A 9,277-nucleotide genomic window follows, 5' to 3' on the forward strand; every position below is an offset into this window, starting at 1 on the left:
TAGTATATCATGTTCGACTCAACTTAGCAAGCTCTTTTTTTAAATCTTTTTATCAGATTTAATATGAAAGCTTGTGATTTGATTCAAGTTACAACCAAATCATTGGCCGGAATATTAATATAACACGCATTATTGTATTATGCAAGTCTTTTTCTGAATTTATTATTTAGTTGTACTTATAAGGTGCCGACTGTCTGCTTAACCATGCATTCCATAGCTGCGGCACCTGCGGATAATTAGTAGCCTTTGCCCTTCCTTGGCCAAAGTGTATAGCTGAAACTTATAACGAAATCAATGCCAACAATGCATGCCCAAAGTAACGGAACTTGCTTAAGCGCTTCGGTTCGCTCGGGGTCATTAACGACCACAATCATGAGAAAGATCAGAATCGAACCAATGACCCAAGCCAGCGCATGTCTGAACCACCCTTGCCGCTCTCGTCTTGCATGTGCCTTCCCGTATTTGGGGGCCTTTTGGGGCTTAGCCCCTCCTCCAAAACGATAGGCGAACCGCTCGTCGGCCCAATGAATCATCCGGTGGCCAAAAGCAATGGTTACACCGATGTACACCGCAGCCAGCCCATGCATAAATTCCGCCTCGGCTCCGCCGCGCAGATCCATAATCGTAAGAATGATCAAGAGAAGGTCAACTACAGGAGTCATCAACAGCAGCGCGGCACCGCCCTTTTTCCACCCTGCCAAATACCGGACGCTAAGCCCGGCTAACACCAAGACCCAGAAGGCAATTTCGCACCCAACAATCCCTATACCGATCAAACCTATCCCACTCCTTATTTAATACAAATGTGCTAAAATCAATTTACCACAGTCGTACTAAATAAATCAAGCACGTGGTATAATGGAGACATGCCTAAAATTGTTGATCATGAACTCCAGAAAGCCAAAGTGGCCGAGGCCACCTGGCGCGTCATTCAGAAGCACGGTATCGAGCAAGCTTCCGTCCGAAACATTGCGGAAGAGGCGGGGATCTCCGTGGGTTCGATGCGGCATTATTTTTCAACCCAATCCGAGCTCCTGTCCTATTCCATGAAACGGGTATCCGAGCGGGTATCGCAGCGCATATATGATACGGTCTTCTCCGGTGACCTGATGCAGGACATTCCTTCTCTTCTGCATGAGGTTCTCCCTACCGACAACGAAAAGCGGCTGGAAATGGAGGTGTGGTTTTCTTTTGTCGTCAAGTCGCTGTCGGATGATTCCTTGCGTACGCTGCGCCATCAGGTGGACGACGAGCTGCGGTCGATTTTCGTTACCGTCTTCAACGGCTTATCGGAAGGCCAGCTCCTGCTTCCCGGTCTGGATTTTGCCATCGAAGTGGAACGCTTCTACGCCGTCCTCGACGGCCTGGCCATCCATGCCGTAATGCGTCCGGAGCGTGTGACCCCCGAGGTCATGGTCGCGGTCATCAAGCGGCATTTGTTATCCTTATGCCAGCCGGGTGTCCATTCCATGGCACAGAAGCCTGACTCAAACGCAAAAAAGGAACAGCCGCGTGATACATGATCACGACAGCTGTTCCTTTTATTTATTTTCCCTCTAAACCTGAAAACTACTCCTGACGATTCCGCATATGCGGGAAGAGCAGCACGTCACGGATCGACGGAGAATCCGTCAGCAGCATCACCAGACGGTCGATGCCGATACCCAGACCACCGGTCGGCGGCATGCCGTACTCCAGCGCGGTGAGGAAATCCTCATCCATTTCATGCGCTTCGTCATTGCCCTGCTCGCGTTCCTTCAGCTGTGCTTCAAAACGCTGGCGCTGATCGATCGGGTCGTTCAGCTCGCTGAATGCGTTGGCATGCTCACGGGCCACGATAAAGAGCTCAAAACGGTCGGTAAACCGCGGATCCTGCTCGTTTTCTTCGCAAGCGGCGAAATTCTTCGCAAGCGGCGAAATTTCCACCGGATGCCCGGTCACAAACGTCGGCTGAATCAGCGTTTCCTCAACAAATTCCTCGAAGAACGCGTTCAGGATATGACCGAATGTCATGTGCGGCTCGACTTTGACGTTATGCTCTTTGGCCAGACGGTGAGCTTCCTCGTCCGTCATATGCACGCCGAAGTCCACGCCTTTGACTTCCTTGACCGCATCCACCATGGATACCCGACGCCAAGGCGGAGTCAGGTCGACTTGATTCCCTTGATAGTTGATGACTTTGGTGCCGAGTACTTCCTGCGCAATATGCGCGATCATGTTCTCGGTCAGGTTCATGATGTCTTTGTAATCGGCATAAGCCTCATACAGCTCGATCATCGTAAATTCCGGATTGTGGCGGGTAGAAATACCCTCGTTACGATATACACGTCCGATTTCGTATACCTTCTCCAGACCGCCGACAATCAGGCGCTTCAAGTGAAGCTCGATGGCAATCCGCATATACAGCTGCATGTCCAGCGCGTTATGATGCGTAATAAACGGCTTGGCCGCGGCTCCACCGGCAATCGCATGCAGTGTCGGAGTTTCGACTTCCAGGTAGCCCTGTGAATCCAGGTAACGGCGCATCGATTGAATAATCCGCGAGCGGGCAATGAACGTCTGCTGTACTTCCGGATTGATGATCAAATCCACATAACGCTGACGGTAACGAAGCTCCACGTCCTTGAGGCCATGGTATTTATCAGGCAATGGGTAAAGGGATTTCGACAGAACCTCCACCTCGCTGGCCTTGATCGTCGTTTCCCCGGTCTTCGTCTTGAACATCGTTCCGGCGATGCCGACGATATCGCCCAGGTCCAGCAGGCGGAACGCCTCGAACGCATGCTCAGGCACGGAATCCTGGCGCACATAGATCTGGATTTTGCCGCTGAGATCCTGAATATGGGCAAAAATAGCCTTACCCATGCCGCGCTTAGCCATAATCCGTCCGGCAACGCGAACTTCGGCGTGCTGCTCGTCCAGCTCTTCTTTCGTCATACCGTCGTATTTACTCAGCAGATCGCCTGCCATGCTGGTTCTGTCGTATTTCTTGCCAAAAGGATCGATCCCCAGTGCACGCAGCTCGTCCAGCTTGCTCCGGCGGATTTTCAGCATCTCGCTTAATTCAATTTCCTGTTCCTGGTTGTTCACTTCTTCTGACATGGTCAGTCTTCATCTCCTTCATTTCACTGCTAAACCTCTCCCGCTTGTCCAAGCGGCATGCCGTCTGCCATCTATATCCGAAAATAACCCCACCAAGTGGGGCCTTTCCTTTGCCTCGACGTTAGCTCAAGTGTTACATTCCACAATCTTGAAAAAAAGCTTCCTCAAGGAAGCTTTCTTTCAATCCTAAAGCATGGATATTACTTTTTGATATCGATGATTTTATATTGAATGACGCCCGCAGGAACGTTCACATCCACGACGGTTCCTTTTTGCTTGCCGATGATTGCTTTGCCGACCGGGCTTTCATTGGAAATTTTATTGTTCAGCGGATCGGATTCAGCACTACCGACGATCGTATATTCCATCGTATCGCCGAATTCCAGGTCCTGCACCGTTACCGTAGCACCTACGCCCACAATGTCCGTGTTGATCTCATCATTATTGATGATCCGGGCATTGCGCAGCATTTTTTCCAAAGTAATGATTCGGCCTTCAATAAAAGCCTGCTCGTTCTTGGCGTCTTCGTATTCGGAGTTCTCACTGATATCACCGTAGCCGATGGCAACCTTGATCCGCTCCGCGACTTCGCGGCGCTTCACCGATTTCAGGTTCTCGAGTTCGTCTTCCAGCTTCTTAAGTCCGTCCTGTGTAAGAATGACTTCTTTATCGCTCATCTTAACCGATTCTCCTGTCATGTAAATAAATTAAAAAACATCCTGCTTCCATAGAATGAACTAAAGAAACTTACGTTCTTGCTCCGTGGTCAGGAGATGGCAATGCTTACTTTAGTTCAATCTATATATATGCAAAACTATATGCAAAATTTGAAGGATCAGAACATCCTCCTGCTGCTTGTTAAACGAAGAGTCGAATTTATACTGCAAAATTATATGGTAACCGTTTCAAAATGTCAATGACAGGGGTGCAGCCGCGGCCGCCCATCTTATTGGGCCACCGCTTCCACACCTATTTCCTCGGCTTCCATTTCGGCACGCTGGTTCAGGTTCGCCACAAAATCCTCCAATATTCCGACCATTTCGTCGCGCTTCGTTCCTTCCATAATCTCATCCTTGATCCGCGCGGACCCTTTGAGACCTTTCAGGTACCATGCCAGATGCTTGCGCATTTCACGTACCGCCACGAACTCGCCTCTCAGCGCGATCAAACGGTCCATATGAAGAATCGCAATGCGAATCTTCTCTTCAGCCGCAGGCTCCGGAAGCAGCTCACCGCTCTTGAGGTACTCAATCGTACGGTACAGCATCCACGGATTTCCCAAAGCGCCGCGTCCGATCATAACCCCGTCACATCCGGTTTCGTCGAGCATGCGCCGCGCGTCTTCTGGCGTAACCACGTCACCGTTACCGATGACCGGGATCGATACCGACTCTTTAACTTGCTTTATAATACTCCAATCGGCATGTCCCGTATACAGCTGTTCCCGGGTTCTGCCGTGCAGGCTGACTGCCTGGCCTCCGGCGCGTTCTACCGCTTGGGCGTTCTCCACCGCATAAATGTGGTCGCTGTCCCATCCGGTTCGCATTTTCACGGTCACTGGTTTATCGACTGCATCCACGACCGCGGAGACCATTTCATAAATTTTCTGGGGATCGAGCAGCCAGCGTGCACCGGCGTCGATTTTGGTCACTTTCGGAGCCGGACAGCCCATATTGATATCAATAATATCGGCGTTGGTCTGTTGGTCCACAACTTTGGCTGCCTCCACCAGAGAATCCCGGTCTCCTCCGAAAATCTGCAGGCTGAGCGGCTTCTCGCGCTCATCTACAAATAGCATTTCCCGCGTGCGCTGATTGCCGTGAACGATCGCCTTGCCGCTGACCATTTCTGCGCAGACCAGACCCGTTCCGAATTCCTTGGCGATAAGACGGAACGCAGGATTACACACGCCCGCCATCGGTGCCAGCACGACTTGGTTCTTCATTTCAATATCGCCAATCTTCAGCATCGCATCATTTCCCCCCTTATTATTCATTGTATATACATAAGCAGTATTCCTGCTTCTCTAAAGTCTAACCGTTCCTCAGTTCCTGAACAGATACACCCAGTGCTTCCGCTACTTTGATCAAAACCTGTTCTTCTGCACGACGGTTTCCCCGTTCGATGGCCCCCAACACCGCAAGCGATATGCCGCTCTTGGCTGCGAGCTCCTGCTGCGTGTAGCCTTTTAGCTTCCGGAAGGCGCGGACGCGCTTCGCCAGCTGCATGTTTTCCAAAGCTGCAGACCTTCCTTTCCATCCAGCTTATCCAGAGCTGTCTCTACGATTGTATATAAGCCGGAAGGCTCGTCGGGAGGAACGATATCGGATAAGGGAACCAGCACGAAGGCGCGCTCCTCCATCCGGGGATGCGGCAGCACCAGTTCTTCCGTGTTCTCCCTGCGGCCCTCCATCCAGATTAAATCCAAATCGACGGTCCGGGGCCCCCAATGGATCTCCCGAATGCGCCCAAGCCCGTTCTCAATCCCCTGCACCACGTGCAGCAGTTCATGGGAATCCAAACTTGTGCGGACGCACACAGCCATATTTAAAAAGAGGGGCTGGTCCACATAACCCACAGGCTCCGTCTCATAAAGATGGGAACAGCGGGCTACCGTAATACGAGGATCTTCATCCAGGCGCCGGATGGCTTCCATTAGCGTATGCTCGCGGTCACCCAAATTTGCCCCTAAAGCAATATAAGCCTCTGATAGCTCAGAGGTGAAATGTGCATTCATGGTGGAGTCTCACTTTCTTGTTCTATGCAGCTCCACAGTAACACCCTGAAAGTGGATGTCAAATGGAGGATGCGGTTTGGTCACTTTGACCGTCAGTGCATTGATACTAGTATAAGTGTCCAGTACAACAGATGCAATACGTTCGGCTAAAGCTTCAATCAGGCGAAAAGACTCGGTTTCTACCACGTTTTTGACCGTTTCGTGGACTTCGGCATAATTTACCGTTTGGGTGAGATCGTCGTTCTCTCCGGCTGCGCGCAAATCCAGCTCCATGTTCAGATCGACGTAGAAGCGCTGGCCGAGCTTGCGCTCTTCCTCGAACACGCCGTGATACCCGTAATACTCCATGCGGTGAATGACCATTCTATCCATTTTCTACTCCGCCTCCCCAATAATCTACATCGTACCAAACGCTCCTGTATTTAAAACGTCTATTCTCGGCTCACAACCGCTGAAGTGTATATCATCGCATCGCACATTTTGACGGTTCGTTTGATCGATTTCACATCGTGCACCCTCACCAGCTGGCAGCCCTGGGCGATTCCGAATGCCACCGTGGCCGCGGTGCCCTCGACCAGATCATCCACCGGCAGATCCAGCACGCTGCGGATGAACCTTTTGCGGGACGTGGCCAGCAGCACGGGATATCCAATCTGATTCAAACGGTCCAGCTGGGTCATCAGCTTCAAGTTGTGCTCTCCATTTTTGGCAAAACCGATCCCCGGGTCCAAAATAATATGTTCCGGACGAACTCCGGCCGCCAAGGCGAGGCGCACGCTCTCTTTCAGGTCAGCGACGACGTCCTCCACAAAATCGGTGTAGTCCATATCGTGCCGGTTATGCATCAGAATAATCGGACAGCCCAGCTCGGCTGCCACCTTCAGCATGTCCGGATCGCCTTTGCCTCCCCAAATATCGTTGATGATATGGGCACCGGCCAGAATGGCCTGGCGAGCCACTTCCGCCTTGTACGTATCGATCGAGATCGGAATGTGCGGGGCCGCTTTATGGATCGCCTCAATCACGGGAATCACGCGGGCCAGTTCCTCTTCCGCGGATACCGGCGTATATCCCGGCCGGGTTGATTCTCCTCCGATATCAATCAGGTCAGCGCCGTCCAGCATCATTTTGAGCGCATGGCGTACGGCCGTGTCCGGATCCACATACCGGCCGCCGTCGGAGAAGGAATCAGGCGTTACATTTAAAATGCCCATCAGCTGGGTAGACTGTCCGAGCCTCAGCACGGCTTGACCCATCGTAAAGTTACGTTCGTAGATTGTCGTTTTCACTGTCAAATCCCTGCTTTCTGTCGGTACAAATCGAGCAGCCGGCGGGTGATCGGGCCGGCGGCGCCGTGACTCACCGTTCTGCCCGTTCCCTGCCTGTCCAGCAGGAGCGTAACGGGCACAAGCTCCTGGATGGAGCTGGTCACGAACACCTCATCTGCGGCCAGCAGATCTTCCCACGTATACAGGCCTTCCGTGCAGCGGATGCCTGCCGCGCCGGCGAGTTCAAGCACAACCTGGCGCGTAATGCCAGGCAGCAGCCCGGTGGATGCATCAGGTGTATAGAGTTCCCCTTCTTTCACAAAAAACACATTGCTGACGACGCCTTCGCTGACATGTCCGCGCTCATCGAGCATTAGGCCTTCCGCCTGGCGGGAACGCGGGTCGCTCACAGCCACCAGCTCCCTTTTCGCCAAAATGTTGTTCATGTAATGGAGCGACTTCAAGCGGATCGGAGCTTCGGGAGAGTTACGCCGCGTGACCAGCAGCTGCAGGGCTTTTCCTTGCGTGTAGAGGGTCTCCGGCGCCTCGGGCAGCGCCTTCACAAGCAGAACATGATTGGGGCGGCTGTACTCCTCCCCGGGAAGCCCGAGAACATCAACGCCAGCGCTGACGGTATAACGAATGTAAGCCTCCTCAAGGCCGTTCGCCTTCATCATGGCTTCAATCCAACCGGGCATGGACGCAAGCGCATCCTCCGGCGAAAAGGGAATGCCCAGCATCCGGCAGCCCTCCGCCATCCGCTTCAAGTGCCTCTCCAGCAAAAAGGGCCGGCCGCGGTATGTCCGCAGCGTCTCGAACAGCCCCATTCCGTATAAAAAGCCGTGATCCATTACAGGTACCACGGCGTCGGCGGCATCCACGATCCCGCCGTTCAATCCTATCTTCTTCATGCTTTGGCGCCTGCGGTCTGCTTCAGGAAATTACGCAGTATTTGATGCCCGTAATCGGTGATGATCGACTCCGGATGGAACTGGACGCCTTCAATCGGATACTCCTTATGACGCAGTCCCATAATCTCGCCTTCCTCGGTTTCTGCGGTGATTTCCAGGCAGTCCGGCAGACTGTCCCGCTCCACCAGCAGCGAGTGGTATCTTGTCGCCGTAAATGGCGAAGGAAGACCCTCGAACACGGAGGTGCCGTGATGATGGATCGGCGATGTTTTTCCGTGCATCAGCCGTTCAGCACGGATGACATTGCCGCCGAATGCCTGCCCAATGGCCTGGTGACCCAAGCATACGCCGAAAATCGGGATTTTGCCTTTAAAATTCGCAATCGTCTCCAGGCTGATTCCCGCCTCGTTCGGCGTGCAGGGACCCGGGGAAATCAAAATATGGTCGGGTGCAAGCTCCTCAATGCCGGATACGGTAATTTCATCGTTGCGGTATACCTTCACTTCCTGTCCGAGCTCCCCCAAATACTGCACCAGATTGTACGTAAAAGAGTCATAATTGTCGATAACCAAAATCATATGCTCATCCCCTTATCCCAGATTTGGCGGCGGATTCCTCTTCGCTTGCGAGAACCGCCAGGATCATGCCTTTAGCCTTGTTTTGGCATTCCCGGTATTCCCGGTAAGGGTCGGAATCGATGACGATTCCCGCCCCGGCCTGGATATATCCCGTACCTTCCAGGACGGCCATCGTTCTTATGATAATATTTAATTCCATATTGCCGTTGTAGTCAATCCAGCCGATTGAGCCGGTGTATGGCCCGCGCCTTACCGGTTCCAGCTCCTCGATGATCTCCATCGTCCTCACCTTAGGGGCGCCCGTGATGGTTCCTCCCGGGAAAAAGGCGGCGATCACGTCGTATACGCCTTTGCCCGGAGCGAGCCGGCCTTCCACCTGAGAAACGAGGTGCATTACATGGGAGTAATGCTCGACTGTCATCAGCTCCGGGACGTGCACCGAGCCGTACGCCGCTACCTTCCCCAGATCGTTGCGTTCGAGATCCACCAGCATGATATGCTCGGCTCTCTCCTTCTCGCTGCCCAGCAGCTCAGCCGCCATGGCCGCATCCTCCTGCGGGGTCAGCCCCCGGCGCCTCGTGCCGGCGATCGGGCGGGTGCTGATCCGCTCCCCCTGAAGCTTCACCAACAGTTCCGGGGAGCCGCTGACCAGCGTGAATCCCGGGGAACGCAGACTAGAGG

The 9,277-nt window shown here is 53.1% G+C and carries 12 protein-coding genes; 1 reads left to right on the forward strand and 11 read right to left on the reverse strand.

Annotated elements, in window-relative coordinates; genetic code table 11:
- Positions 1-236: 236 nt before the first annotated feature.
- On the reverse strand, positions 237-776 hold the full coding sequence (locus CPT76_RS07110) for a hypothetical protein (RefSeq protein ID WP_105442410.1): 540 nt from the start codon (positions 774-776) through the stop codon (positions 237-239).
- A 90-nt stretch (positions 777-866) separates the two neighbouring features.
- Between CPT76_RS07110 and CPT76_RS07115 the strand changes: the two genes are divergently transcribed.
- A complete protein-coding gene (locus tag CPT76_RS07115; protein WP_105442411.1) occupies positions 867-1,523 on the forward strand; it encodes a TetR/AcrR family transcriptional regulator in 657 nt (218 codons plus the stop codon).
- Between the two features lie 46 nt (positions 1,524-1,569).
- Here CPT76_RS07115 and lysS read toward each other — a convergent pair whose 3' ends face one another.
- From lysS to CPT76_RS07165, 10 genes are all read right to left on the reverse strand, one after another.
- Entirely contained in the window at positions 1,570-3,102 is a 1,533-nt protein-coding gene (lysS, locus tag CPT76_RS07120) for a lysine--tRNA ligase (protein ID WP_105442412.1), read from the reverse strand.
- A 200-nt stretch (positions 3,103-3,302) separates the two neighbouring features.
- A complete protein-coding gene (gene greA / locus CPT76_RS07125) occupies positions 3,303-3,779 on the reverse strand; it encodes a transcription elongation factor GreA (protein WP_076176695.1) in 477 nt (158 codons plus the stop codon).
- A 269-nt stretch (positions 3,780-4,048) separates the two neighbouring features.
- Complete coding sequence (gene dusB, locus CPT76_RS07130) at positions 4,049-5,071, reverse strand: tRNA dihydrouridine synthase DusB (RefSeq protein ID WP_105442413.1); 1,023 nt, start codon at positions 5,069-5,071, stop codon at positions 4,049-4,051.
- Between the two features lie 64 nt (positions 5,072-5,135).
- Positions 5,136-5,339, reverse strand: coding sequence for a helix-turn-helix domain-containing protein (locus CPT76_RS07135; protein WP_105442414.1), 204 nt, complete (start codon positions 5,337-5,339; stop codon positions 5,136-5,138).
- Complete coding sequence (folK, locus tag CPT76_RS07140) at positions 5,291-5,839, reverse strand: 2-amino-4-hydroxy-6-hydroxymethyldihydropteridine diphosphokinase (protein WP_105442415.1); 549 nt, start codon at positions 5,837-5,839, stop codon at positions 5,291-5,293. Before folK ends, CPT76_RS07135 begins: the two co-directional genes overlap by 49 nt.
- A 9-nt stretch (positions 5,840-5,848) precedes the next feature.
- Positions 5,849-6,211, reverse strand: a complete 363-nt coding sequence (gene folB, locus CPT76_RS07145) for a dihydroneopterin aldolase (protein WP_105442416.1) — start codon at positions 6,209-6,211, stop codon at positions 5,849-5,851.
- 59 nt (positions 6,212-6,270) lie between these two features.
- On the reverse strand, positions 6,271-7,095 hold the full coding sequence (gene folP / locus CPT76_RS07150; RefSeq protein WP_105442449.1) for a dihydropteroate synthase: 825 nt from the start codon (positions 7,093-7,095) through the stop codon (positions 6,271-6,273).
- A 35-nt stretch (positions 7,096-7,130) separates the two neighbouring features.
- A complete protein-coding gene (locus tag CPT76_RS07155) occupies positions 7,131-8,018 on the reverse strand; it encodes an aminotransferase class IV (RefSeq protein WP_105442417.1) in 888 nt (295 codons plus the stop codon).
- Positions 8,015-8,596 (reverse strand): aminodeoxychorismate/anthranilate synthase component II, encoded by a 582-nt coding sequence (gene pabA, locus CPT76_RS07160; RefSeq protein WP_105442418.1) that lies wholly within the window; start codon positions 8,594-8,596, stop codon positions 8,015-8,017. The genes CPT76_RS07155 and pabA overlap by 4 nt, the downstream gene beginning before the upstream one ends.
- 4 nt (positions 8,597-8,600) lie before the next feature.
- The coding region (locus tag CPT76_RS07165) for an anthranilate synthase component I family protein (protein ID WP_146116181.1) at positions 8,601-9,277 on the reverse strand (677 nt) is incomplete at its 5' end.

It is taken from the genome of Paenibacillus sp. AR247 (assembly GCF_002968895.1).
Classification (GTDB): domain Bacteria; phylum Bacillota; class Bacilli; order Paenibacillales; family Paenibacillaceae; genus Paenibacillus_AQ; species Paenibacillus_AQ favisporus.

Coding starts and splice junctions, on each gene's coding strand:
- CPT76_RS07115 (WP_105442411.1), top strand. CDS start 867: ATGCCTAAAATTGTTGATCATGAACTCCAGAAAGCCAAAGTGGCCGAG.
- lysS (WP_105442412.1), bottom strand. CDS start 3,102: ATGTCAGAAGAAGTGAACAACCAGGAACAGGAAATTGAATTAAGCGAG.
- CPT76_RS07155 (WP_105442417.1), bottom strand. CDS start 8,018: ATGAAGAAGATAGGATTGAACGGCGGGATCGTGGATGCCGCCGACGCC.
- greA (WP_076176695.1), bottom strand. CDS start 3,779: ATGAGCGATAAAGAAGTCATTCTTACACAGGACGGACTTAAGAAGCTG.
- folP (WP_105442449.1), bottom strand. CDS start 7,095: ATGGGTCAAGCCGTGCTGAGGCTCGGACAGTCTACCCAGCTGATGGGC.
- dusB (WP_105442413.1), bottom strand. CDS start 5,071: ATGCTGAAGATTGGCGATATTGAAATGAAGAACCAAGTCGTGCTGGCA.
- pabA (WP_105442418.1), bottom strand. CDS start 8,596: ATGATTTTGGTTATCGACAATTATGACTCTTTTACGTACAATCTGGTG.
- folK (WP_105442415.1), bottom strand. CDS start 5,839: ATGAATGCACATTTCACCTCTGAGCTATCAGAGGCTTATATTGCTTTA.
- folB (WP_105442416.1), bottom strand. CDS start 6,211: ATGGATAGAATGGTCATTCACCGCATGGAGTATTACGGGTATCACGGC.